The organism is Roseitranquillus sediminis (assembly GCF_016918935.1).
In the GTDB taxonomy this organism is placed as follows: Bacteria; Pseudomonadota; Alphaproteobacteria; order Rhodobacterales; family Rhodobacteraceae; genus Roseitranquillus; species Roseitranquillus sediminis.
This window is the reverse complement of sequence record NZ_JAFFOB010000014.1, coordinates 106,976-131,397: the sequence shown is the minus strand read 5'-3', so window position 1 is coordinate 131,397 and position 24,422 is coordinate 106,976. Positions and strand designations below refer to the sequence as shown.

Annotated in this window: 25 protein-coding genes; 9 read left to right on the top strand and 16 right to left on the bottom strand. The window is 67.7% G+C overall.

The genetic code is table 11. The annotated features are described in order from the left end of the window. Positions 1–29: 29 nt before the first annotated feature. Positions 30–1,385 carry a hypothetical protein gene (locus tag JM664_RS07460; protein WP_227419291.1) on the top strand — a complete coding sequence of 452 codons (1,356 nt, stop codon included), beginning with the start codon at positions 30–32 and terminating at the stop codon, positions 1,383–1,385. Positions 1,386–1,400: 15 nt separating this feature from the next. Here JM664_RS07460 and argF read toward each other — a convergent pair whose 3' ends face one another. The 3 genes from argF to JM664_RS07445 form a co-directional block, all read right to left on the bottom strand. Further along, complete coding sequence (argF, locus tag JM664_RS07455; RefSeq protein ID WP_227419290.1) at positions 1,401–2,327, bottom strand: ornithine carbamoyltransferase; 927 nt, start codon at positions 2,325–2,327, stop codon at positions 1,401–1,403. 291 nt (positions 2,328–2,618) lie between these two features. Further along, positions 2,619–3,800, bottom strand: coding sequence for an aspartate aminotransferase family protein (locus tag JM664_RS07450; RefSeq protein WP_227419289.1), 1,182 nt, complete (start codon positions 3,798–3,800; stop codon positions 2,619–2,621). Positions 3,801–3,869: 69 nt separating this feature from the next. Then, positions 3,870–4,673 (bottom strand): ABC transporter permease, encoded by an 804-nt coding sequence (locus JM664_RS07445; protein WP_227419288.1) that lies wholly within the window; start codon positions 4,671–4,673, stop codon positions 3,870–3,872. Positions 4,674–4,780: 107 nt separating this feature from the next. Between JM664_RS07445 and JM664_RS07440 the strand changes: the two genes are divergently transcribed. The 4 genes from JM664_RS07440 (at position 4,781) to JM664_RS07425 (ending at position 7,527) form a co-directional block, all read left to right on the top strand. Further along, positions 4,781–5,332 carry a GcrA family cell cycle regulator gene (locus tag JM664_RS07440; protein WP_227419287.1) on the top strand — a complete coding sequence of 184 codons (552 nt, stop codon included), beginning with the start codon at positions 4,781–4,783 and terminating at the stop codon, positions 5,330–5,332. Between the two features lie 69 nt (positions 5,333–5,401). After that, positions 5,402–6,139 (top strand): VIT1/CCC1 transporter family protein, encoded by a 738-nt coding sequence (locus JM664_RS07435; protein WP_406675777.1) that lies wholly within the window; start codon positions 5,402–5,404, stop codon positions 6,137–6,139. Positions 6,140–6,560: 421 nt separating this feature from the next. Then, positions 6,561–6,827, top strand: a complete 267-nt coding sequence (locus JM664_RS07430; protein ID WP_227419286.1) for a DUF6522 family protein — start codon at positions 6,561–6,563, stop codon at positions 6,825–6,827. A gap of 100 nt (positions 6,828–6,927) precedes the next feature. Next, positions 6,928–7,527: an exopolysaccharide biosynthesis protein gene (locus JM664_RS07425; protein WP_227419285.1), complete on the top strand. Its 600-nt coding sequence runs from the start codon at positions 6,928–6,930 to the stop codon at positions 7,525–7,527. Between the two features lie 33 nt (positions 7,528–7,560). Here the strand turns inward: JM664_RS07425 and JM664_RS07420 are convergent, their stop codons facing one another. Continuing rightward, complete coding sequence (locus JM664_RS07420; protein WP_227419284.1) at positions 7,561–8,127, bottom strand: HD domain-containing protein; 567 nt, start codon at positions 8,125–8,127, stop codon at positions 7,561–7,563. Between the two features lie 209 nt (positions 8,128–8,336). On the opposite strand from JM664_RS07420, the gene pyrC reads away from it, so the two are divergent. The 3 genes from pyrC to JM664_RS07405 all read left to right on the top strand — a co-directional run bounded on the left by pyrC (position 8,337) and on the right by JM664_RS07405 (position 11,709). Next, the gene (pyrC, locus tag JM664_RS07415) at positions 8,337–9,374 is read left to right on the top strand and encodes a dihydroorotase (protein WP_227419283.1); all 1,038 of its coding nucleotides are present in this window, start codon (positions 8,337–8,339) and stop codon (positions 9,372–9,374) included. 39 nt (positions 9,375–9,413) lie between these two features. Next, positions 9,414–10,103 carry an orotate phosphoribosyltransferase gene (locus JM664_RS07410; protein ID WP_227419282.1) on the top strand — a complete coding sequence of 230 codons (690 nt, stop codon included), beginning with the start codon at positions 9,414–9,416 and terminating at the stop codon, positions 10,101–10,103. A 115-nt stretch (positions 10,104–10,218) separates the two neighbouring features. Beyond that, positions 10,219–11,709 (top strand): replicative DNA helicase, encoded by a 1,491-nt coding sequence (locus JM664_RS07405; protein WP_227419281.1) that lies wholly within the window; start codon positions 10,219–10,221, stop codon positions 11,707–11,709. Positions 11,710–12,048: 339 nt separating this feature from the next. On the opposite strand, the gene JM664_RS07400 is transcribed toward JM664_RS07405, so the two are convergent. The 5 genes from JM664_RS07400 to JM664_RS07380 form a co-directional block, all read right to left on the bottom strand. After that, on the bottom strand, positions 12,049–13,809 hold the full coding sequence (locus JM664_RS07400) for an ABCB family ABC transporter ATP-binding protein/permease (protein WP_227419412.1): 1,761 nt from the start codon (positions 13,807–13,809) through the stop codon (positions 12,049–12,051). A 98-nt stretch (positions 13,810–13,907) separates the two neighbouring features. Continuing rightward, the gene (locus JM664_RS07395) at positions 13,908–15,194 is read right to left on the bottom strand and encodes a LysM peptidoglycan-binding domain-containing protein (RefSeq protein ID WP_227419280.1); all 1,287 of its coding nucleotides are present in this window, start codon (positions 15,192–15,194) and stop codon (positions 13,908–13,910) included. A gap of 146 nt (positions 15,195–15,340) precedes the next feature. Further along, the gene (rarD, locus tag JM664_RS07390) at positions 15,341–16,249 is read right to left on the bottom strand and encodes an EamA family transporter RarD (protein WP_227419279.1); all 909 of its coding nucleotides are present in this window, start codon (positions 16,247–16,249) and stop codon (positions 15,341–15,343) included. A gap of 121 nt (positions 16,250–16,370) precedes the next feature. Next, positions 16,371–16,859 (bottom strand): baeRF12 domain-containing protein, encoded by a 489-nt coding sequence (locus JM664_RS07385; RefSeq protein WP_227419411.1) that lies wholly within the window; start codon positions 16,857–16,859, stop codon positions 16,371–16,373. 5 nt (positions 16,860–16,864) lie between these two features. Beyond that, a complete protein-coding gene (locus JM664_RS07380; protein ID WP_227419278.1) occupies positions 16,865–17,107 on the bottom strand; it encodes a hypothetical protein in 243 nt (80 codons plus the stop codon). 169 nt (positions 17,108–17,276) lie between these two features. Between JM664_RS07380 and JM664_RS07375 the strand changes: the two genes are divergently transcribed. Next, on the top strand, positions 17,277–17,897 hold the full coding sequence (locus JM664_RS07375; protein ID WP_227419277.1) for a DedA family protein: 621 nt from the start codon (positions 17,277–17,279) through the stop codon (positions 17,895–17,897). Position 17,898: 1 nt separating this feature from the next. Here the strand turns inward: JM664_RS07375 and JM664_RS07370 are convergent, their stop codons facing one another. The 7 genes from JM664_RS07370 to JM664_RS07340 all read right to left on the bottom strand — a co-directional run bounded on the left by JM664_RS07370 (position 17,899) and on the right by JM664_RS07340 (position 24,350). After that, positions 17,899–18,096: a DUF1127 domain-containing protein gene (locus JM664_RS07370; protein ID WP_227419276.1), complete on the bottom strand. Its 198-nt coding sequence runs from the start codon at positions 18,094–18,096 to the stop codon at positions 17,899–17,901. A 175-nt stretch (positions 18,097–18,271) separates the two neighbouring features. Next, positions 18,272–18,877, bottom strand: coding sequence for a superoxide dismutase (locus JM664_RS07365; protein WP_227419275.1), 606 nt, complete (start codon positions 18,875–18,877; stop codon positions 18,272–18,274). 60 nt (positions 18,878–18,937) lie between these two features. Next, complete coding sequence (locus JM664_RS07360) at positions 18,938–19,519, bottom strand: sarcosine oxidase subunit gamma (RefSeq protein WP_227419274.1); 582 nt, start codon at positions 19,517–19,519, stop codon at positions 18,938–18,940. Then, positions 19,512–22,493: a sarcosine oxidase subunit alpha family protein gene (locus tag JM664_RS07355; RefSeq protein WP_227419273.1), complete on the bottom strand. Its 2,982-nt coding sequence runs from the start codon at positions 22,491–22,493 to the stop codon at positions 19,512–19,514. The genes JM664_RS07360 and JM664_RS07355 overlap by 8 nt, the downstream gene beginning before the upstream one ends. Beyond that, positions 22,490–22,807, bottom strand: coding sequence for a sarcosine oxidase subunit delta (locus JM664_RS07350; RefSeq protein ID WP_227419272.1), 318 nt, complete (start codon positions 22,805–22,807; stop codon positions 22,490–22,492). The genes JM664_RS07355 and JM664_RS07350 overlap by 4 nt, the downstream gene beginning before the upstream one ends. 39 nt (positions 22,808–22,846) lie before the next feature. Next, entirely contained in the window at positions 22,847–22,993 is a 147-nt protein-coding gene (locus JM664_RS07345) for a hypothetical protein (protein WP_227419271.1), read from the bottom strand. A gap of 109 nt (positions 22,994–23,102) precedes the next feature. Further along, entirely contained in the window at positions 23,103–24,350 is a 1,248-nt protein-coding gene (locus JM664_RS07340; RefSeq protein ID WP_227419270.1) for a sarcosine oxidase subunit beta family protein, read from the bottom strand. Positions 24,351–24,422 lie beyond the last annotated feature (72 nt).

Sequence of the window (24,422 nt, the reverse complement as noted above, 5' to 3'; positions counted from 1 at the left end):
ATTGACCCTACGTCATTGGAAATCGCATCATGCGACCTCGTATCCTTTGCCTCGTCCTCTCGCTCGCCACCGTATTCGCGCAATCGGCCTCGGCGTTCTGCCGCGGTGAGATGTCCCGCGCCGAGTTCTTGCGTCTGCTCAGCACCAACGCGACCCCGGCCAGCGTGTCGTGGCCCGAAGGGGTGTTTCCGCTGGGCCACCCGATGGACCTCGTCGTCAACACCGTGCCTCAGGAGCGGCTGACTTATCGGGTCTTCGCGGCACGTCAGGGCACGGACGGTCCTCCGGTCGAGATGCAGATCGCCACTGTCGCCCACGACACCTCGGCGGGCCGTACCGCCATCCGGGTCGGCCTCGAGCTGCCCGAACCGCACCGGCCGACCTTCGTGGCGCCGGTTTCCTTCGTCATCGTCGGCTGCCGGCCCCTCGGCGACCTCGACGCGCTGAAGGAAGAGACAGACGACCCCGAGACGGCCCTGCGGGCGGCACAGCTCATGCCGCTGCCCGACGAGCTGGTCACTTTCGCCACCGGCGAGCGCTCCGTCTCGACCGTCTGGATGGGCGTGATGGTGGCTGGCGCTGCACTGCTCGGCGCGGTGGCGATCGCGGCCGCCTCGGCGCGCGTCCTTGGCAAGCGCAAGGAGGAGCTGCTCGGCATCACCGGCGACCGCAGCAACTACGTCCGCGGCGTCAAGGCGCTCTTCGTCGACTACCGCAACCGGATCAGCCTTAGCCACTTCCAGATCTTCGTGTTCTTCTCGGTGGTATTCATTTCGGTCGCCTACGTCTTCGGCCGCACTCGCCAGCTCAGCGACCTCAGCGAGGACGTGCTCTACCTCCTCGGGATCTCGGCGGCGGGGGGCGTTGCGGGTAAACTCGCCGACGTGAACAAGAACCGCCTCGACTGGGAGAATTGGGCTTGGCTGAAGTATCAGCTCGACGCCTTCCCTCAGGTGACCGACTCGCGGCCGCGCTGGTACCAGCTCGTCAGCACGCAGGGCGAGTTCGACGTCTATCGCTTTCAAGCGCTCTGCTTCACGCTGCTGGTTGCGCCCGCCTTCGTCATCATGTCGCTTTACTCGCTGGGCGAATTGAGCATTCCGGCCGGCATCCTCGCGGTCCTTGGCCTCAGCCAAGTGACTTACATCGCCGGAAAGGTGACGGTTCAGCCGACGCTCGACGAGTTCAACAAGAAGGTGACCGATTTGCGCAACGACATCGAGGAGGGCCGGGAGATTACACCCGAGCGCGCCCACCTCTTCATGCGGCAGTTCGAGTCCGCGCTCGAGCTCAAGTGGAACCGCGACCACCCGCTGCACCCGATCCCTGCGCGACCAGGCCGGCAGCCCGGCACTGCGCAAACAACGACGACCGGCGCACCCTGAGACGGAACGGCCTCTTCAGGTGCCGAGGCACCAGCGCAGGATCGCCTTCTGGGCATGGAGCCGATTCTCGGCCTCGTCGAAGACGACCGAGTGGGGCCCATCCATCACTGCGCTCGTCACCTCCTCGCCCCGATGGGCTGGCAGGCAGTGCATGAAGACAGCATCCGGCGCAGCCCGTCCCATGAGCCGCTCGTCCACCTGATAGGGCCGCAGGAGGTTGTGCCGGCGCTCGCGCGCGGATTGCGCGTCGTGCATGCTGATCCAGGTGTCGGCAATGACGATGTCGGCGCCTTCAACCGCCCGGGCCGGGTCGCGCTCAATTCGGATGTCGCTGCCCTTGCCGCGCGCGAAGTCGACGAATTCGCGTCCGGGATCGAGCTGCTGCGGTCCGCTGAACGTCATGTCGAAGCCGAACTGACCGGCGGCATGCAGCCACGAGGCGCAGACGTTGTTGCCATCCCCCGTCCAGACGGCGCGTTTGCCCCGGATGGGACCGCGATGCTCCTCGTAGGTCATGACGTCGGCCATGATCTGGCAGGGATGGCTGCGGTCCGTCAGGCCGTTGATGACCGGCACCGTTGCATGGTCGGCCATCTCCTGAAGCGTCGCGGCCTCGAATGTGCGGATCATGATGAGGTCGACGTAGCGGCTCAGAACGCGGGCGGTGTCAGCGATCGTTTCGCCGTGCCCGAGCTGCATGTCGGCGCCGGAGAGCACCATCGTCTCGCCACCCATCTGCCGCACGCCGACGTCGAAGCTGACGCGGGTGCGGGTCGAAGGCTTCTCGAAGATCAGCGCGACCATCCGCCCCGCGAGCGACTGCTCGTCGTCCGGCGCACCCTTCGGACGGCCGTTCCGACGGTCTTTCATGGCGCGCGCTGCGTCGATCATTGCGCGCAGCGCCTCGGTCTCGGTGGTGTCGATGTCGAGGAAGTGCGGCATCCTCGCTCCTTTCAGGCGGTCACTGGTATGCGCGCACTCTGCCGCGCGAAGGAGAGGATCGGGACCATGGCCGGCCCTCGCCCATGAGCGCATCGGTGCGCTGGCAGATGGCATGTCCGCAGGGCAGGTGCCGTTTCGGGCCGATCATCACGTGCAGCCCACTTGGCTTCGAGCAGGCGGTCCGCCTCGACCTCTCCGATGTCGCAAGCCGGCCACTGGCGGGGGACGCGGGGCGCATTCCGGCAGCGACCAAGGCCCACGTCCGCGAGCGCCGGAAATTTGAGGTGGTATTCAGGCGGCGGCATCGGCCTTGACCGTGGTCGCGGTCCGGTCAAGCCGCTCCAGCGCCTGGCCGATGTCCTCTTCGCTGATGTTGAGTGGCGGCAGGATCCGCGCGGTATTTTCGGCCGCGGGCACCAGCAGCAGGTGCGCGTCGCGCGCGGCACTGACGACCTCTGCCACCGGCGCACGGCACTTGAGTCCCAGCATCAGCCCGCTGCCGCGCACCTCCTCGAAAACGTCGGGGTGCGCCGCGACGAGGCCTTCGAGCCGCTGGCGGAAGAGACCGGCCTTGCGGAGCACGTCGGCGAGGAAGTCGGGATCCGAGACGATGTCCATCAACGCCGAGCCCACGGCGCAGGCGAGCGGGTTGCCGCCGTAGGTCGAGCCATGGGTGCCCGCGGTCATTCCCCGCGCCGCCCGTTCGGTCGCCAGCACGGCGCCAAGAGGGAACCCGCCGCCGATGCCCTTGGCGATCATCATGATGTCCGGAGTCACCCCCGCCCATTCGTGTGCGAAGAGGCGACCGGTCCGGCCCATTCCGCACTGCACCTCGTCGAAGATCATGAGCGCGCCGGTATCGTCGCAGAGCTCGCGCAGACCCTTCAGGCACTGGTCGGGCACCTGGCGGATGCCGCCTTCGCCCTGGATCGGCTCGATCAGGACGGCGGCCGTGCGGTCGGTGATCGCGGCGCGCGTGCCGTGGTGGTCACCCCACGGCACGTTCACGAAGCCCGGCATCAGCGGGCCAAAGCCCTTGGTCATCTTTTCCGATCCCGCCGCGGCGATCGCGGCGGTCGAGCGGCCGTGGAACGCGCCGGCGAACGTCACGATCTCGTGCCGCTCCTCGCCCGCCTCGTACCAGTACTTGCGCGCCATCTTTACGGCGAGCTCGCAGGCCTCGGTCCCCGAGTTCGTGAAGAAGACCGTGTCGGCGAAGGTGGCATCTACCAGTCGGTCGGCAAGCTCGCGCTGCTGCGGGATCTCGTAGAGGTTCGAGACGTGCCAGAGCGCCTGCGCCTGCCGCGTCACCGCCTCGACCAGCGCCGGATGCGCGTGGCCGAGCGCGTTGACCGCGATGCCCGCGCCGAGGTCGAGATATCGGCTGCCGTCCGCCTCGACCAGCCAGCTGCCCTCGCCCCTGACGAAGGAGAGCGGTGCTCGGTTGTAGGTCGGCAGGATGGACGGGATCATGGACGCCTCCTCTGGCAATTGGAACCGATTTGGGCCGCGCGCGAGCGACATTGTCAATGTCGCGGGAGTTCAGGGCTTCATGCGGTAGCCGCGCTTGAACCAGTACCAGCAGAGCCAGAGCACCGCTGCCGTGGAGGCGAGGCAGACCACGAGACCGAGCCACGGCGACGAGTCGGACCGCCCGATAACGCCGTAGCGCACCCCGTCGATCAGGTAGAAGACCGGGTTGAGGTGGGTTAGCGTCTGCAGCCAGCCCGGCAGCCGCTCAATCGAGTAGAAGGTACCCGACAGGAACGACAGCGGCGTGACGACAAAGTTTGTGATCGCCGCCATCTGGTCGAACTTGTTGGCAAAAATTGCCGCTACGATTCCGAGCCCCCCGAGAAACGCACTGCCCAGAATCACGAAGACCAGCGCCAGGAACGGGTGCTGGACCTCGATCCCCATGAAGACCGCCACCACGACCCAGATCGCGACGCCGACAAAGAGCCCTCGCCCTATGCCGCCCGCGACATAGCCGATTACCAGCTCCACCGGCGACAGCGGCGGCATCAGCGTGTCGACGATGTTGCCCTGCACCTTTGCCACCAGGATCGAGGACGAGGTGTTGGCGAAGGCATTCTGGATCACCGTCATCATCAGGATGCCAGGCACCAGGAAATGGAGGAAAGGCACGCCCATCACCGGCCCGCGGCTCGGCCCGATCGCCAGCGCGAAGACGGCGAGGAAAAGTCCGGCAGTGATAAGCGGCGCGGCGAGCGTCTGCGTCCAGACGGCCATGAAGCGGCGCACCTCGCGCTCGACTAGCGTCCAGGTGCCGGTCCAGTTCCAGCGCCCGAAGCGGCGCACGCCCATGGTGGTGGTGTCGGCCATGTCTGCCCTTCCGATTCGCGGCGACCTTGTTTCGGCCGGCCGAATGACTAGACTAGACGGCTTGAAACGCAAGACGACGGGCGCCGTGCCCGAGAGGGGGTTCTCCGATGTCCTGGACCGATGAGCGTGTCGAGACACTCAAGCGGATGTGGAACGAGGGCCAGTCGGCCAGTCAGATCGCGAAGGAGCTGGGCAACGTCACCCGTAACGCGGTGATCGGCAAGGTCCACAGGCTGGGCCTTTCCAACCGTATTGGCGGCATGCCGACCAAGGCGACTGCAGACGAGGAACCCGCCGAGGAACTTGCCGCCCCGCAGCCCGAGCCGCAGCCGGCCCCCGAAGCGAAGGAGACGGCGCCAGCCGCCCCAACCCCGATGCGAAAACCCATTGTCCCCGCCGGACAGCCCCTGCCGCCCCAGCCGAGCGCGAACGAGATCAGCCCAGAGGCGCTGGCTTCGGTGCGCGAGGTTGAGAAGACCGCGCGCCGTATCAGCCTGATGGAGTTGACCGAGCGCACCTGCAAGTGGCCGATAGGCGACCCCGCAACCGACGACTTCTGGTTCTGCGGTCTCGCAGCACAGCAAGGCAAGCCCTACTGCGAGGCGCATGTCGGCGTCGCCTTCCAGCCGATGAGCTCGCGCCGCGACCGTCGCCGCTGAGCCGCAGGGCGGTGCCCTACCCGCCCACATCGACAATCCGAAGAGCGCCTCGGAGCGGGAGCGGCGCAGGTGATACTCACGCTGCTCCGCGCATTCGGCCGCGCTCGCCGCAAGGTGGGGCGTGACGAGGTTGCGGGACGGCTTGTCCGTTCGGGCCATGGGAGCCACCTGCGCGACTTCGTCTACGGCGGCATCGACGGAGCCGTCACCACCTTCGCCATTGTCGCGGGCGTCGAAGGCGCCGGCCTCGAGACGCGGGTCATCATCGCCCTCGGCATCGCGAACGTGCTGGCGGACGGCTTCTCGATGGCGGCAGGCGACTACTCCGCCACGAAAGCCGACCTCGACGAGCTTCGCCGCCTGCGGGCGCTGGAGGAGCGGCGCATCGACGCCGCACCCGCCAGCGAGCGGGACGATCTGCGCGAGATCCTGAGGGGAAAGGGTCTTTCCGGGGAAACGCTGGAGAGCGCGACCGAGGCGATTGCGGCGCATCGCGACAAGTGGGTAGAGATGATGCTTGTCGAGGGCTACGGCCTCTCGCCGGTCGACCCCGACCCGCTCCGCGCCGCGCTGGCCACGTTCGTGGCCTTTCTCGCGGCGGGCCTCGTTCCGCTGGCGCCGTTCCTTCTGGGCCTGCCGGACCCGTTCCTCTGGTCCATCCTTGCCACCGGTTCCGTCTTCGCGTGCATCGGAGCGCTCAAGAGCCGCTGGTCCCTGACGCCGTGGTGGGTCTCAGCGACCGAGACGCTGCTGATCGGTGGCGCGGCGGCGGCCATTGCCTACATCGTCGGCAGTCTATTCGAGTAGCGACGTGAGCCTGGCGGGTGGCGCGGGTGTTGGTGCGGCTGGATGCCTTCCTCGGCGAGGTCGACGACCGCAAAGGATGCCCGCCGCCGGCAAGGTCACACTCGTCGCCGTGTTGGGTAACGAGGATGGAGCCCACGCCTGTCAGGCCGCATGCTTTTAGGCGCTGGACGATGTCGGTTTCACCATCCCGGCGAATGGCGGGATCTGCTGGGCCGGCGAGGCAATACAGACGACGAACTACGTCGACCTCAAGACGGTGCCGGATGCGCTCGCCTCGACGCTGCGGACGTCTGCGTGCAATGCCGCCCATCTGGCCGACGTCTGCGGCAGCAGGAGTATCCAAGCGCCGACTGATCCCCCTCTGGACCTGGCCGCGGTTTGGCGCGAACGGTCGGACAGAGGCCGCGCGAGGAACATTTCCATGAAGCTCGAGACGACCGACGCTGGATTCACGATCGATGCTGTCGACCTGGCGCGGCTGCTCGATCTCGCCCCCGCCGAGGTGCGGCGCCTGATGGCCGACGGGCGGATAACCACGATCACGGAGCGCGGCGAGGGTGAGGACGCAGGGCGTCACCGCGTGACCTTTGTTCATGGCGGACGCCGCGTCCGGCTGACAATCGACGCAGCGGGTCACGTGCTGAAGCAGACCCGCATCACCATTCCTTCGGCCCCGCCACGCGCCTGAAGGGGTGAAAAATCGGCTCGGGATCAACAACCATAGCCGGGGATGTGAAGCTTGCGACGGACTGCGGAACAAACCTCTCAGCCCGCCGTTGCGTCAGGCAATGTTCAACCGTGACATGCATGATGGCAACCGCGACGGTGCGCTCTCCGAGATCCTCGACCAACTCGAACGGGACGAGGGTGAGGCCCGCGTGACGATCGGCGAGATTGCCGCTAGACTGGGGGAACGCTCGCTCGCGTCGCTGCTTCTGGTGCCGGCGCTGTTGCTTGTCTCGCCGCTCTCTTCGATCCCTGGGGCGCCGACGTTCACCGGCCTCGTGATCCTGCTGATCGCGGCCCAGATGATGATGGGGCGCCGGACGCTCTGGCTTCCGAGAATCGTCACGCGGCGAAGCGTGGCTCAGCGTCGAATGACGAGGGCGGTGGGCTTCCTGCGCCCGCCCGTCCGGTGGGCGGAGTGCGCGATTCGGCCCCGCCTCTCCCCCCTCACCTCGCGCCCGGCCAGCCTGATCACCCTCGCCACCTGCGTCTCGCTTGCCGTGCTGTTTCCGGCAATGGAGATCGTGCCGATGCTGTCATCGGTCGCTGCGCTCGCGGTCGCGCTTTTCGCCGTCGGTCTTATGGCCAACGACGGGCTCTTCGTCCTCTTCGGCTTTGGCATTGCCGGAACGATGGCGGCAGGCCTCGTCAGCCTTTTCTGAGGCTGCGCCACCGCGCCCGCCGCATGATCCGAGTCATGCAAGGGTGCCGCCAAGCCGCTGGCGCGCGATCGCCATGGCCTCGTCGAAGGCCGCCTCCAGTGCTGCGCTGGTGCCCCGACAGGCATCGACGACGCGGCCCGCCCCCTCCAGATATCGCTCGGCCGCCATCGGCTCCCACGCCTCGGGCTCCCGCGCGATGTCGCGCAGGTTCGACGTCTGGTCGGCGATCTTGATCATCCGCGCCTCCGCCGACGCCTGTCCCATGTGCTGCGCCTGTCGCAACTTCATCTCGATCTTCGGCAATTCCTCCCACTCGGGCGGGTTCGTCATCGCCTCGACCAGGCGGGCGACCTGCGGCCCGAAGGCTTCGGCGATCTCTGCGACAGTCGTCTCGCTATCCTCGACCACGTCGTGCAGCACCGCGGCGACGACCGTGTCAACATCCCCACCGGCCCAGGCCACCAGCTCCGCGACCTCGGCCGGATGGTTGATGTAGGGGATGCCCGCTTTGCCCTTGCGCGTCTGGCCGATATGCGCCCGCGCCGCCACGAGGAACGCCCGCGCCATACGCGCCACGTCACCCTGCGCCGCCTCAGTCATTCGCCCGGCTCGCGCCGTATTGCGTGCCTTCCGTGGTTGACGGGCACAGCGCGACGGACAGGCTAGACATTCCAGAAGCTCCTCGAGGTCATCGCGTGCGATGCTAGGAAGCGCCCGCCACCGCGGCAATCCCGGAGTGGCCGACGATTTGCGGCGGCGACCGAACGACAGGCTGGTTCGCCGCACGGCGATGCGCTACGCCCCGCCTCGTGACCGACACGCTGACCATCCGCCGCCCTGACGACTGGCACCTGCACCTGCGCGACGGCGCCGTGCTGAAGGCCGTCCTGCCGCACACCGAGCGGGACTTCGCCCGCGCCATCATCATGCCCAACCTCGTGCCGCCGGTGGTGACCGCCGCCGACGCCGCCGACTACCGCGACCGGATCCTCTCGGCGAAGTCGCAGGGGTCGCGCTTCCAGCCGCTGATGACCCTCTACCTCACCGAGGAGACGCAGCCGAAGGACGTGCGCGCCGCGGCCGAGATCGGCCTCGTCAAGGCGGTCAAGCTCTACCCGGCCGGCGCCACGACGAACTCCGCCTCGGGCGTGCGCGACATGGACCGGGTGATGCGGGTGCTCGAGACGATGGCGCAGGTGAACCTGCCGCTCTGCGTGCATGGAGAGGTGACGGACGCCGCGATCGACATCTTCGACCGCGAGGCTGTGTTCATCGACCGCGTGCTTGACCCGCTGCGCCGTAGGCTGCCGGAGCTTCGCATCGTGATGGAGCACGTGACGACCGCCGACGCAGTGGACTACGTCCGCGCGGCGGAGCGGCACCTCGGCGCCACGATTACCGCTCACCACCTGGTCATCAACCGCACGCACATGCTCGCGGGCGGGATCCGCCCGCACTACTACTGCCTGCCGATCGTAAAGCGCGAGCGTCACCGCCTCGCGCTCAGGGCCGCCGCCACCTCGGGCGATGCGCGCTTCTTTCTTGGCACCGACAGCGCACCCCACGTCGACGCGGCGAAGGAGAGCGCCTGCGGCTGCGCCGGCTGCTACACTGCCCCCGTCGCGCTGCCGCTCGTTGCGCAGGTCTTCGATGAAGAGGACGCGCTCGACCGGCTGGAGGCGTTCGTCTCGCTCAACGGCCCCGCCTTCTATCGCCTGCCGCCGAACGAGGACATGATCACCCTGCGCCGCGCGGAGGCCCCCGTACCGCCGGCGGTGGAGACGGCGCAGGGCTCGATCACCGTCTTCGATACCGGCCGGCCGCTCGCCTGGCAGGTCGAGCGGTAGAGCGCCCGAACCCGATCCGCCCTCCGAAGGAGCCCCGCGATGATCCCTACAAGCTGTCCCGACCGGGCAGAGACCGCCCGCCTCTCCGCCGCCATGCTGCTCGAGGTCGGCGCCGTGAACTTCAACGCGGCAGAACCCTTCACTTTCGCCAGCGGCCTGCGCGCGCCGACCTACATCGATTGCCGCCGCCTCATCGGCTTTCCCCGCGTCCGCGCGGCGCTCATGGACTTCCTCGCCGCCACCATTCTGCGCGATGCGGGCTATGAGGCGTTCGACGTCATCGCGGGGGGCGAAACGGCCGGCATCCCATTTGCCGCGCTGATCGCGGAGCGGCTGGCGCTGCCGATGGCCTACGTCCGCAAGAAACCCAAGGGCTATGGCCGCAACGCGAGGATCGAGGGCGTGATGGAGCCGGGCCAGCGGGTGCTGCTGGTCGAGGACCTCGCCACCGACGGCGGCTCGAAGCTCTCCTTCGTCGACGCGATTCGCGAGACTGGCGCGACATGCGCCCACACCGCCGTCATCTTCTCCTACGGCATCTTTCCCGAAACACCGCGCGTGCTTGGCGAGCATGGCGTCACCCTGCACGCGCTCTGCACCTGGCGCGACGTGCTGGTCGAAGCCGAGGCGCGGCAGGCGTTCGACGCCGAGACGCTGGCGGGAGTGCGCGCCTTCCTCGACGATCCAAGAGGCTGGCAGAAGGCGCAAGAAAGCGCGGCAACAGATTGATCTGCCGGCCAGATCGGAGTCATCAACAGCCCACACACAGGCTGTCCACCGAAAACATACATTTTGCCGAATCCGGCCAGCGTGACGTATTCGTGACGCACCGAAGGGGACCGAGATGAACGAGATCTCCCGCGTCGAGGGCAGACAGGCAGAGGACGGGGCCGCAGCGTTGCCCCACAACATCGAGGCCGAGCAGCAGTTGCTCGGCGCGATCCTGACGGACAACGACGTCTACGATCGCGTCGCGAACCTGATCTCGGCCCGGCACTTCTACGACCCCGTCCACGCCCGCATCTGGGAGACGGCCGAGGCGCGCATAACCAAGAACGCGCTGGCCTCGCCAGTCACACTCAAGCCGTTCCTCGAGGCCGACGAAGGGCTCAAGGAACTCGGCGGCCCGGCCTACCTCCTGCGCCTCGCCAGCGCGGCCATCGCCTCGTTCGCGGCGCGTGACTACGCGCAGATGATCCGCGACCTCGCCATCCGCCGCAGCCTCATGGGGATCGGGCGCGACATCTCCGCCCGAGCGGCCGAGGTCACCGCCGAGAGCGAGCCGCAGTCGCAGATCGTCGAGGCCGAGCAGGCGCTCTACAAGCTGGCCGAGTCGGGCGGCGCGGTGCGCGGCTTCCGCTCGTTCCTGAGCGCGGTGAAGGATGCGGTGCAGGTCGCGAACGCGGCCTACATGCGCGACGGCGGACTGGCCGGCCTCTCCACCGGCCTCGTCGACATGGACAAGAAGCTGGGCGGCCTTCACCGGTCGGACCTGCTGATCCTCGCGGGACGTCCGTCCATGGGCAAGACATCGCTCGCGACGAACATCGCTTTTAACGTGGCCAAGGCGTATCGCCGCGGCACGCTGCCGGACGGATCGCCGGGTGCCGTGGACGGCGGCGTCGTCGGTTTCTTCTCGCTCGAGATGTCCGCCGAGCAGCTCGCCGCCCGGATCCTCTCCGAAGCGGCCGAAGTGCCTTCGGAGCAGATCCGTCGCGGCGACATGACCGGAGTGGAGTTCCGCCGCTTCGTCGAGGCCGCCAAGCAGCTCGAGGCATGCCCGCTCTACATCGACGACACGCCCGCGCTGCCCATCGGCCAGCTCGCCGCCCGCGCCCGGCGGCTGAAGCGCGAGCACGGTCTCGACGTGCTGATCGTCGACTACCTCCAGCTCGTCCGCCCCGGCAGCGCCAAGGACAGCCGCGTCAACGAGGTCTCGGAGATCACGCAAGGCTTGAAGGCCATTGCCAAGGAGCTCGACGTGCCGGTCGTGGCGCTGAGCCAGCTCAGCCGTCAGGTCGAGAGCCGCGAAGACAAGCGCCCGCAGCTCTCAGACCTGCGCGAGTCGGGCTCGATCGAGCAGGACGCCGATGTCGTGATGTTCGTCTTCCGCGAGGAATACTATGCCGAGCGCGAGAAACCCTCAGACGACAAGCTCGACGAGATGGCGAAGTGGCAGGAGCGGATGGAGCGCCTGCACGGCCGCGCCGAGGTCATCATCGGCAAGCAGCGCCACGGCCCGATCGGAAGCGTCGACCTCAGTTTCGAGGGGCGTTTCACGCGCTTCGGCAACTTGGTGAAGCCCTGGCAACAGTCAGACGGGAATTTCGTCTGACGCGTCTTGATCGAAAGCGCAGCGGCGCCGGCCGCAGCTTAGGAAGAGACGCGGCTCACGCGCCCGCGCCGTTTGGAACGATTGTCGTTCCGTTCCCGTTGGTTCGGGAACAATAAGGTATGGGAGAGTGCTATGATGCGTACGAAACTCTGGATTATCGGTCTGGCCATTGGCGGCGCCGTCGCGGGCTGTGGCGACACGGCACTCGAACGTGGTGCCACAGGTGGTTTGATTGGCGCTGGCGTCGGTGAAGCCGTGGCGGGTGAGCCGGTGGCGGGCGCAGCGGTCGGCGCAGGCGCCGGCATTCTGACGAGATAATCTGCAGGACTGGCGGCCTCCTCAGGCCGCCTTCTCCTCCGCCGCCTGCCGCTGCCACATCGCGGCGTAGCGTCCGCCACGGGCGAGAAGTTCCTCGTGGTGGCCGCGCTCGCAGATGCGCCCCTCCTGCAGCACCACTATCTGATCCGCATCGACCACCGTCGAGAGCCGGTGCGCGATGGTGATGACGCTGCGCCCGCGGCCCATTGCCCGCAGCTCGTTCTGGATTTCGCGCTCCGTCTCGCTGTCGAGGGCGCTTGTCGCTTCATCCAGCAGCAGGATCGGCGGGTTCTTGAGCAGTGTGCGCGCAATGCCGACCCGCTGCTTTTCCCCGCCGCTCAGCTTCAGTCCGCGCTCACCCACCTGCGTGTCATAACCTGAGGGCAGGCGCACGATGAAATCGTGGATCTTGGCCGCCCGAGCCGCCGACTCGACCTCTTCGCGCGCGGCATCCGGACGGCCATAGGCGATGTTGTAGTAGATCGTGTCGTTGAAGAGCACCGTGTCCTGCGGCACGACGCCGATTGCGTCGTGCAGGCTGTCCTGCGTCACGTCGCGGACATCCTGCCCATCGATCCGCAGCGCACCGCCGGAGACGTCGTAGAACCGGAAGAGCAGCCGCCCTATGGTCGACTTGCCCGACCCGGTCGGCCCCACGATGGCCACCGTCTGTCCCGGACCCACCCGCAGGGAGACCCCCTTCAGGATCGGGCGCGCAGCCACGTAGCCGAAACGGACGTCGTCGAACACGACCTCGCCCGCCCGCACCTCGAGCGGCCGGGCTCCACGCCGGTCGACCACCTCCTGCGGCTGCTCCAGCAGGCCGAACATCTCCGCCATGTCGACGAGTGCCTGCCGGATCTCGCGATAGACGGTGCCGAGGAAGTTCAGCGGCATCGTGATCTGGATCATGTAGGCGTTGACCATGACGAAGTCGCCGACCGTCAGCGCCCCCGACTGCACCCCCATGGCCGCCATCACCATCACGATCACCAGGCCGGCCGTGATCAGCAGCGACTGTCCGAAGTTGAGGAAGGCGAGGCTGTAGCTCGTCAGCACCGCCGCCCGCTCGTAGCCCGCCATGGCGCCGTCATAGCGCTCCGCCTCGCGCCGTTCGGCACCGAAGTACTTGACCGTCTCGAAGTTCAACAGGCTGTCGATCGCCTTCTGATTGGCGTCCGTGTCCTGCGCGTTCATCTGACGGCGGATTTTCACGCGCCACTCTGTCACCTTGAACGTGAAGGCGACGTAGAGCGCGACCGTCACGGTCAGGACCAAGAGGTATCGCAGATCGAAGACGAAGGCGAGAATCGCGGCTGTCAGCACGAGCTCGAGGATCAGCGGCCCGACCGACAGCAACATGAAGCGCAACAGGAATTCGACGCCCTTGACGCCGCGCTCGATGATCCGGCTCAGCCCGCCAGTCCGGCGCGTGAGGTGGTAGCTGAGGCTCAGCCGGTGGATGTGGTTGAAGGTCTCCAGCGCCAGTTGCCGCAGCGCCCGCTGGCCCACGGCGGCGAAGAGGACGTCACGGAGCTGCTGGAAGCCGACGTTCAGCAGCCGCGCCACTCCGTAGGCAACGGTCAGGCCGATCGCCCCCACCGCCAGCATCCACGCAGAACCCGACGCCTCGCCGGAGAGCGAGTCCACCGCGCCCTTGTAGAGGAACGGGGTCGCCACCGCGATCAGCTTGGAGATCAGCAGCGCCACCATCGACAGCACGACGCGCCGCTTCACCCAGCCCATTCCGTCGGGCCAGAGGTAGGGCGCGACGCGCCGCATGGTGGCCAGGCCGCTCGCCTGCCGTTCCGTCCTGTCCAGTTCCTCGTCGCTCACCCGCCCGACTTAAGCTGCAGTCGAAGGGATGGCCAGCCGCAGGCTCAATCGGGCAGGCTGAAGACCTGACCCGGATAGATCAGGTCGGGGTCGCGGATGCGATCGCGGTTTGCCTCGAAGACGCGGACGTAGAGGATGCCTTCGCCGTAGCGGGTCGAGGCGATGCCCCAGAGGGTATTGCCCGGTTGCACGGTCACGAGCCGCACGAGCGCGCCGCTGGAACCCTGCGCGTCCAGCGAGGCGAGTTGGTCGGGGTCCTCGCGCCGGAAAGGCGTCTCGACGCGCGAGACGACGGTGCCGTCCGCGCCGATCTCGTCGATCCTGAGCGTGTGCACCCCCGTCTGGACCGCGGGCAGCGGGAGCCGCCACTGGCGGTCTACTCCGACCTCGGCGGTGCCGACGGCGCGGTCGTCGACATAGACACGAACCAGCCGGCCCGCGGCGGAACTGCGGCCGCCGAGCGCGACACCGCCGTTGCGGTCGTAGGCGATGCTGTCGAGCACAACGCTCTCCACCGAGGGCGCGTTGCCGCCGGATTGCAGAACGCGCACACCCTCCTCGTTCGCAAGCAGCACCGCCGGCGCATCAGGCGCCGGGCTCCCTGTGTCTGCCGCCGGCGATGCAGGCTCGGCACGCGGCGCTGGCTGCGGTGCGACGATGAGGCCGGCGGTCGAGGTCGAGGGCCTGCGGGCTTCCGGCAGGGGGCCGTTACCGTCCAAGGCGGTCAGCGCTGGTGTCTCGGGGGATACTTGCGCCCGGACCTTGGGCTGCTCCAGCAGGACGGTCGGTGCTGTTCCCCCGACATTCGCCTGCGCGCCAGCCTCCGCTGCGAGCGGTTGGGAGCGCAACGCCTCCGCCGACGGCGCGACGATGACGGTCGCCTCGTTCGTCAGGATCTGTCCCGACGGCTCGGTGCTGCGCAACGACATGAGGCGGGGATGCGGCGCGTGGTCTATCGCGACCACCTGCGCGAAGTGCCCCCCGACGTCGGCGTCTCCGCGTGCGATGACGTGGCCGTCGAGCAGGATCTCAACTGCGGCGCCGGGTCCGGCGCGGCCTGCGACGACGGCATGCCCATCCGCCTCGATCCGCACGATGTCGAATTGTGGCGGCCCGGGGTCCAAGGACAGCGCCGCTGGCGGTGCAAAGTCGACAAACGCTTCGGGCGCCGCTTGCGGCAAGACGGCCGCGGACGCTTCGGGTGCCGCTAGCAGCGTCGCCGGCTGACTGGCCTCCGATGAACTAGGGCCGTGACGGAACTCCTGAACCAGTACGAACCCGCCGCCAAGCAGCGTCGCAGCCGCCAGCAGAGTGATCCCGATCGCCTTCATGTAGCCGACGCTCCTGCGGCAAGCGCGCCGCACCCGGTGCGACGTCGCTCCCTCAGAAGACCATAGCGAGAACGCGTCAAGCGGTCAAAAAAGACCCGTCGTGGAAGGAGGCACGCTGTTCCAGGTTTGCGCGCCGCGTGGAGGTCTCAGGTTGCGCCGGTGCCGGGTGCGGCAGCGAGCGCGGCGGCGCGGCGCACCAGACGTTCCTCGCGCAGGCTCTCGATGGAGTAGAGCGCGAGTGCGGCCCAGATCGCCGGAAACGCCACCGCGTGCCAGACCGTCAGCGCCTCACCGAAGAAGCTCATCGCGACAGCGAATTGAACCGTCGGATTGAGGTACTGGATGAGTCCGACGGTCGCCATTCGCACCCGCCGGGCCGCATAGCTGAAGAGCACCAGCGGGATCGCAGTCAGCGGACCGGAAAGGATCAGGAACAGTGACGTCCGTATTTCCCCCATTTCCCCGCTGCCAGCGAGCGCCAGATACCCCACCGCCAAGGGCGCGAGAAGCGCAACCTCCACTGTCACCGACAGGACCGGACCCGCCGCTACCTGCCGCTTCAAAAGGCCATAGAGGCCGAAGCTGAACGCGAGCCCAAGGCTGATCCAGGGCGGCGCTCCCAATCCAACGGCCAGGACCGTCACGGCGGCGGCAGCCATGCCGACCGCGATCCATTGCCGCCGGCCAAGCTTCTCCCGAAGCACGAAGCGCCCCAGGAGGACGGCCACTAGCGGGAAGATGTAGTAGCCGAGGCTGGACTCCGTCACGCGGTCGACCTGCGTGGCATAGATAAAGAAGAACCAGTTGATCGAGATCACGATAGCCGCCGCGCCGCACACCGCCAGCGTGCGCGGGCGCGCAGCTATGCGAGCCACCTCGTCCATCCGCTTTCTCAGCACCATCCATGCGCCGAAGAAGGCAAGAGACCAGATGGTGCGGTGCGCCAACACCTCGAGCGGCGGCACGTGCTTGACCTGAGCATAGAATATTGGCGAGAGGCCCCAGATCAGACAGACGCCGACCATGGCGGCCACGCCTTTGGCGGCCTCTGACATGCCGTTGCCCTCTCGCCCTGATCGCTCATGCCGCTATAGGCAGAGAATGCAACGCTGGAAACAGCGTGCACGGCGGGAGCGCGGTAGATCGCGCTCCCGCAGGGTTCCCGGCGACGTGTCGTCAGGCGGCGTGGTCGATCTCGGCCTTCAGGATCTCCTGAATCTTGTCGATCGGGTGGTTTGTAAGCGTCTTGTCGACCTCCCCTACGACGCGCTGCGCTACCTCCTGGTGCATTTTGTTCCGTAGCTCCCCCAGGACGCGCGGCGGCGCGACGAGCACTATGCGCTTAAAGGCGCCTTCGTGTGCCCGCTTGTAGAGGATGTCCGCAATTTCGTCCGCGAAACGCTCCTTCTCCAGCTCGTGCCAGTCCGTCGGCTCGACTGTCGAACGCTGGGCGTGTCCTTCGGCACCAGCGATCCCGGCACGCTCGGGGCCGTCACTGAACCGTCCTGGGCGGTTGGCGCCCTGCTCGTGCGTCGGCGGGTTTTCGTGCTCTTCCTTCCGGCGAACGGTCAGGACCGGGTATTCCTCGTCCCCGTCGTTCACCAGGAAAAGCGCCTTCTCGCCATCGGCGACCAGCACCCAGGTCTCGTTGCGCAGATCCTTGATGGACATCAGGATTCCCTCTTGCCGGTCGAGCCTTCGGGCGGGTCGTTCGGCCGGTCGCCCTTGCGGACGCGCGTGACCCCTGCCGGCCGGTCCTCCGCGCGCTTCAGTTCGTCCCGCGTGCCGATGTCGCGCGACAGGTCGCCCCCGCCGCTGCTGGTGCCGCGATCCATGTGCTCGACTTTGCCCTTTTCGCCCAGCACCTTTTCCGTATCCCGGCTGCCGTCCTTGGATCTCTGGCGTTCGGCCATGTCTGCCTCCGTGCTGTTGTGTTGCCCGTTCAACCGGCAGGCGCGCTCCGGAGTTCCGACGCGGACCGGATCGACTGCGTCACTCGAGACGGACGTAGATGCACCCGTGTCGGAACCGCTTCGCAGCGTCCCGCGCTTTCCACGGCATCGGCACGAGGCAGGCAGGCGCATGTTCGACTGGATCACCGGCTTTCTCAACACGATCGGCTTTGTCGGCGTGGCGCTCCTGATGTTCACCGAGAACGTGTTTCCTCCAATACCGTCGGAACTCATCATGCCGCTCGCCGGCTTCAACGCGGCCCAAGGCAATGGCAATATCGTCGTCGTCATCATCGCGGGCTCGCTCGGCTCACTCGCCGGCGCGCTGATGTGGTTCTACGTCGGCCTCTGGATCGGCCGCGACCGGGTTCACCGGCTGGCAGCGCGGCACGGCCGCTGGCTGACCGTCTCGCCGGACGAGTTCAAGCAGGCCGAGGACTGGTTCGCGCGGCATGGCGGCGCGGCGGTCTTCATCGGCCGGCTGGTGCCCACCGTGCGGACGTTCATCTCCGTGCCCGCGGGAATGGCGCGGATGCCGATGGGTCGTTTTATGGCCTACTCCGCCCTCGGAACGGCGATCTGGACAACGTTGCTAGGACTCCTCGGCTATTTTCTCGAGAGTCAGTATGCGAAGGTCGAGGCGTGGATGAACCCTGTTTCGAACATCGTGCTCGCCGGGATCGTCGGCTGGTATGTCTGGCGCGTCGCGACCTACGACCGAAGGACCGCCGCTCGGCGAGCGGCAGACTGAGTCAGCGGCGCAGAATGTCCTCGAGGCGGACGTTTTCCACGTCGGACCGGGTAAGGCCCATGTCGCGTAGCGCGGCATCGTCGATCTCGCGCATTGCACGACGCTCGCGCCATGCCGCTTCGATGCTCATCACGAATTCGGCGAAGCGGATGTTCGGAAGTGCCGGGAGGATCGTGCGGCGGACCTGCTGGCTGTTCATGGCGATGACCCTTCTGGTGCAGGCGGCATCTGCTGCCGCAGCGTCAATCTGCCTGTTCCAGCCACCGCAGCCTATTCAGCCCTCCACCACTTGACGATCATGGATTCCGCTGTCCCGAATCATGCAGACGGCCCGGCTGACAGGCCGGGCCGCGTAGACGCTTAGTACCTTTCGGTCAGCCAGGCAGGCGGGATGCCACGTTCTCCCAGTTGACCAGCTTGTCGAGGAAGTTCTGCAGGTAGGCCGGCCGCTTGTTGCGGAAGTCGATGTAGTAGGAGTGCTCCCACACGTCGCACCCAAGCAGCGCAGTCTGGTCGAAGCAGAGCGGATTCACGCCGTTCTCGGTCTTCGTCACCTTCAGCGTGCCGTCCTTTTCGGCCACCAGCCACGCCCAGCCCGAGCCGAACTGGCCGGCGCCGGCCTTGGAGAACTCGTCCTTGAAGGCGTCAACGCTGCCGAAGGCGTCCTTGAGCCGGCTCTCGAACTCGCCCGGCATCTTGCTGTCGTCGGGCGTCATCATCTCCCAGAACTGGTTGTGGTTCCAGTACTGCGAGGCGTTGTTGAAGATGCCGTTCTGAGCCACCGCGTTGGGGTCGTAGGTGCCGCGGATGATGTCCTCGACCGGCTTGCCCTCCCACTCGGTGCCTTCGATCAGCTTGTTGCCGGTGTCGACATAGGCCTTGTGGTGCATGTCGTGGTGGTACTCCAGCGTCTCCTTCGACATGCCCTTCGAGGCGAGCGCGTCGTGGGGATACGGCAGGTCTGGAAGCGTAAAAGCCATCTGTCCTTCTCCTTTTCCGGCATTTGGTTAACGCTCAATGGAGCGCCGGGCCAATGCGCGTCAAGCCTGTGCGTCGGCCCCCTGGGGTGTCCAGTAGTCCACCCGCGCCTCGGGGTGCGCCGCGTCGGCCAGCAGGTCGAAGACGTAGTGGGCAACGGAACGGAAGCAGGCGATCTCGGCCGTTTCTCCGTCGCGTAGCCAGATTGCCGCGGCGACCTGCCCGACCCGCGACCGGCGCACACGGCCGATCGATAGGCCTGCGGGCGAGACGTCGGCCGGCGTGACCTTGGCCAACACGTCGCGGCAACCCGACCCGCTCATGCGGAGCAGCGTACGCATGTCGCTGACGTCCGCGACGAGGTGATGCCGGTCCGCCAGCGACCGGCCCAGCCGCTCCACCAAGTCCTGCGCCTGCCCCTGGGGTACCAGCAGCAGGAGCTCGTCGGGCGCCATCCAGAGCGCACCCACCTCGCCCGTCCAGGCCGCCTCGCCCGTCGCGGGCCACGCAAGGCCCACCGACTCCTCAAGCGCGGACGACAGCTCCTCCGGAGTGCCGCGCAGCGCGATCATGCCACGCGGCTCGGCGGACTCAAGTCTGACGAGGCCGTCGAACCTACGTCCCTCAAGCGGGTATTCAGGCATTCAGCCGCTCTCCCTCCGGATCGTGGAACACGGGCGAGACGATTTCCGCGCGGTACTCGCTGCCATCGGGCTGAAGGAATGACAGCGTCTCGCCCATCCGCTCAGGCCCCCGGTCGACCAACCCCAGCGCGATGCCCCGCCCCAGGGTCGGCGACCAGTAGGCCGATGTTACGCGGCCCTGCGTGCGCCGCTGGCCGTTGGCGTTGGTCCCCTGCGCCACAGCCAGGCTGCCCTCCGGCAAAACCGCGCCGTCTGGGGTAAGAAGGCCTACCAGGCGCCACCGCTCGCCCGCCATGTGCAGGCGCATCTGGCCGCGCTTGCCGATGTAGTCATCCTTCTTCTTCGCGATCGCCCAGTTCAGGCCGAGGTCCTGCGGGATCACCGTACCGTCAGTCTCATCCCCGATCATGATGTAGCCCTTCTCGGCGCGCAGGACGTGCATCGTCTCCGTTCCGTAGGGCGTGGCGTCCTGCGCCAGCCGGTCCCAGATCTCGCCAGCGCGCCCGGCCGGCGCCGCGATCTCGAAGCTGAGCTCGCCCGAGAACGAGATGCGGAAGACCCGCACCGGCACGTCCATCAGCCGCCCCTCGGTCCAATGCATGAACGGCAGCGCCTCGCGCGAGAGGTCCATGCCGCCAAGGCGCTCGAGCAGATTGCGCGCCAGCGGCCCCGCCACCGCGATCTGGCCGAACTGCTCGGTCACGTTCAGAACGTGCACGCGCCAGTCCCACCACTCGGTCTGCAGCCACTCCTCCATGTGGGCGTGGATACGCTCGGCCCCGCCCGTGGTGGTGTGGCAGAGCCATGTCTCGGGGCCTAGCCGCGCCACCACGCCGTCGTCGATGAGAAAGCCATTCTCGTTGCAGATCAGGCCGTAACGGCAACGTCCTTCGGCAATGGTCGAAGGGCGGCCAGTGTAGATCATGTCGAGGAACTGCGCCGCATCCGGCCCCTTGACGATGATCTTGCCGAGCGTGGTGGCGTCGAGGATCCCGACCTCGCTCCGCACCGCCAGAACCTCCCGCCGCACCGCGTCCTCGACCGTTTCGCCGGCCTTCGGATAGACGTACGGCCGACGCCACTGTCCTACCGGCTCCCACGCCGCGCCCAGAGCCTCGTGGCGCGCGTGCAGCGGGGTGCGGCGCACCGGCTGGAACAGGTCGCCGCGCGCCTGCCCGGCAATGGTGGCCAGCGTCAGCGGCGTGTAGGGCGGACGGAACGTCGTCGTCCCGACCGCGGAAATCGCCTGACCTGTCGTGTGAGACAACGCCGCGAGACCATTAATGTTGCTAAGCTTCCCTTGGTCTGTCGCCATCCCGAGGGTCGTGTACCTCTTGGCATGTTCGACGCTGCGATAACCTTCCTGCGCCGCGAGTTCGACATCCGTCAGCTTCACGTCGTTCTGGAAGTCGAGGAAGGTCTGCGCCCGCAGCCGGTGGTCAGCGCTCTGCGGCATCCGCCAGACGGCGAGCGCCGGTGCCTCCGCGCCTTCCTCCGCCGTCACGACCTGACCCGCATCGCCCTCGTGCGCCGCTGCTGCCGCGCCCGCGACCCCGGCCCGATGCGCCGACGCCAGCACCTCGACGGCCCTTGAGTGGCCATCGGCGGAGCCCGCAGGCAGGATTGCCGCCTGCCCATCCGCGCCAGTCGGCGGGAACTGCGGATCGGGCCGGAAAGCGGCCGTCGCCTCGTCCCAGCGCAGCCGCCCGCCGCAGTGCGACCAGAGATGCACCGCAGGCGACCAGCCGCCCGCCATCGCCACGGCATCGCACGGCACGTGCTCCAGCGCGCTTCCCTCGCCCGCCTGCAGGCAGACGTCCACGCCAGTGATGCGCCGTTGCCAGCGGACCCCGGCTATGGCGCGGCCCGGCGCGACGCGGATGCCCATCTCGCGCGCCCGGCGCGGCAGCGGACCGTTGCACTCCGGTCGCGCATCGACGACGAGCGGCACCGACAGGCCCGCCTCGACCAGCGCGATCGCCGTGCGGTAGCCGTCGTCGTTCGCCGTCACGAGCACGGTCCGGTCCCCGGGCGAGACGGCGTACCGCATCAGATTGTCCCTGACAGCCGAGGCCAGCATCACGCCGGGACGGTCGTTCCCGGCGAAGGCCAGCGGCCGCTCGAGGGCGCCGGTCGCCATGACGGTGCGGCGGGCACGGATCTTCCAGAGACGCTCGCGCGGCCCCGGCTCGGGCATCTCGACGGCAAGCATCCAGCCGTGATCGTAGGCGCCCACCACCGTCGCGTTCAGCCGCAGCCGGACGTTCGGCATGGCCTCCAGCTCGGCCACGGCTCGGGCGACCCATTCCGCCGCCGGATCGCCTTCGATCCGCACCCCGTCCACCTGCGCCCGGCCGCCCCAGTGCGGCGACTGCTCCATCAGCAGGACCTGCGCCCCCGCACGTCCCGCGGCCAAAGCCGACTGCAGGCCGGCGATGCCGCCGCCTGCCACCAGCACGTCGACATGGAGGTGGAAATGCTCATAGCGGTCTGGATCCCGCGTTTCCGCGTCTGGCGCACGGCCGAGTCCGGCGGCTTGCCGGATCAGCGGCTCATAGACGCTCTCCCAGAACCGGCGGGGCCACATGAATGTCTTGTAGTAGAACCCCACCGGCAGGAAACGCGACAGTGCCGCGTTCACCACCCCGACGTCGAAGGCGAGGCTGGGCCAGCGGTTCTGGCTGCGGAGCGCCATCCCCTCGCGGAGAGGCGTCGTGGTCGCACGGGCGTTCGGCTCGAAGCGGTCGCCGGTACCGATTCCCAGCAGCGCGTTCGGCTCCTCCGGCCCGCTCGCCACGATGCCCCGGGGTCGGTGGTACTTGAAGGACCGTCCCACGACCCGCTCGCCGTTCGCGAGTAGCGCCGACGCCACAGTGTCACCGGTGAGGCCCGCCAAACGCCGACCGTCGAAGGTGAAGTGGACGGGCCGCGAGCGGTCGATCGCGCTCCCGCCGGTGCCGAGGCGCGTGCTCATCGCTCCCACTCCGGCCGGCGCCGCCGGATCGCCTCCAGCACCTCCTCGGGCGGAGCGGCGGTCTGTGCCGGGTAGGTCCCGAAGACCTCGTTGGTCACCGTGCAGCGCGCGGCGTGGAACCATTTGCCGCAGCCGAAGGCGTGGCGCCAGCGCTCGAAGTGCACGCCCCTGGGATTGTCACGAAGGAACATGTACGCCTCGAACGCCTCGTCCGAGGCCTCGGGCCCCTCGCGGCGCAGATGCGCGGTGCCGCCCGGTGCGAGCTCGGTCTCGTCCGCCAGCACGCCGCAGCAGGGACAGCGCAGCGTCAGCATGTGCCGCCCTCGCCCGCCTGTCGCGCAAGAGACGCGCGGCTAGTTCGCCTCGGGCTCGACCGCGACGGCGCCCTCGTCCGGCGCGACGGCTTCGACCGCCTCTTCGCCTGCCTCGAAAAAGAGCCAGATGATGAGGAAGACAATGATGACGACGGCAGCGATCGCGATGAGGATGGTGCGTCCCATGGCTGCATTCCTTCCCGTCCTGGGTTCACCTGATTGAGGACACAGATCGGCGCGATTTTCCACCCTAGCGTAGGTCGTTCGCAGCCTGCCGAGCGCTCGAGCCCGCCGCTCAATGCGCCACTCCCGCCGCAACGCTCTCGTCGATGAAGCGCCCCTCGCGGAAGCGCTCGAGCCCGAAGTCTGCCGCGAGGGGCCCGGAAGCGCCCGTCGCCACCAGCTCGGCCGTGGCCCAGCCGGAGCCAGGAATGGCCTTGAACCCGCCGGTCCCCCAACCGCAGTTGAGGTAGATGCCTCGGACCGGCGCGCGGCCGATGATCGGCGAGCGATCGCCCGTCATGTCTACGATCCCGCCCCACTGCCGCAACACCTTGAGGCGCGAGAGCATCGGGAAGGTCTCGACCAGCGCCCGCACCGTCTCCTCGATATGGTGGAAGCTGCCGCGTTGCGTGTAGGCGTTGTAGCCGTCGGTGCCGCCGCCGATGACCATCTCGCCCTTGTCTGACTGGCTCATGTAGCCATGGACGGTGTTGGCCATCACCACCACGTCCATGCAGGGCTTGATCGGCTCGGAGACCAGCGCCTGCAGAGGCACGCTCTCGATCGGAAGGCGGAACCCTGCCATCTGCGCCAGTTCGCCCGAGTGCCCCGCCACGACGAGGCACAGGCTCTCACAGTCGATCGAGCCACGGGACGTCTCGACTCCCTGCACCCGGCCACCCTCAGTGCGGACGCCGGTGACGGCGCAGCGCTCGACGATGTGCATGCCCATCTCCGAGCACTTTCGGGCGTAGCCCCACGCCACCGCGTCGTGCCGGGCGGTGCCGCCTCTCGGTTGCCAATGGGCGCCCAGCACGGGGTAACGGGGCCCGTCGATCCGGATGATCGGACAAAGCTCCTTCACCCGCTCCGGCCCGATCCACTCGGTCGCGACGCTTTGCAGCGCATTTGCCTGTACCGTGCGCTTGTAGCCGCGGACCTCGTGCTCGGTCTGGGCCAGCATCATCACGCCGCGCGGGCTGAACATGACGTTGAAGTTCAGCTCCTGGCTGAGGTCCTCGTAGAGCGCGCGGGACTTCTCGTAGATGGCCGCGGACGGGTCCTGCAGGTAATTCGAGCGGATGATCGTCGTGTTGCGGCCGGTGTTGCCGCCGCCGAGCCATCCCTTCTCGAGCACGGCGACGTCGGTGATGCCGTAGTTCCGGCCGAGGTAGTAGGCCGTCGCCAGCCCGTGTCCCCCCGCGCCGACGATCACGACCTTGTAGCGCCGCCGCGGCTCCGGGCTGCCCCAGGCACGGCCCCATCCTGCATGCCGGCGCATCGCCTCACGCACGATCCTGAGCGCTGAATAGCGGGACATGACGCTTCCTCGGCCTCGACTCGACGCCGCCATTCTTGGAGGGTCGAGGCCGCCCTGCCAACCCGTCGCCGT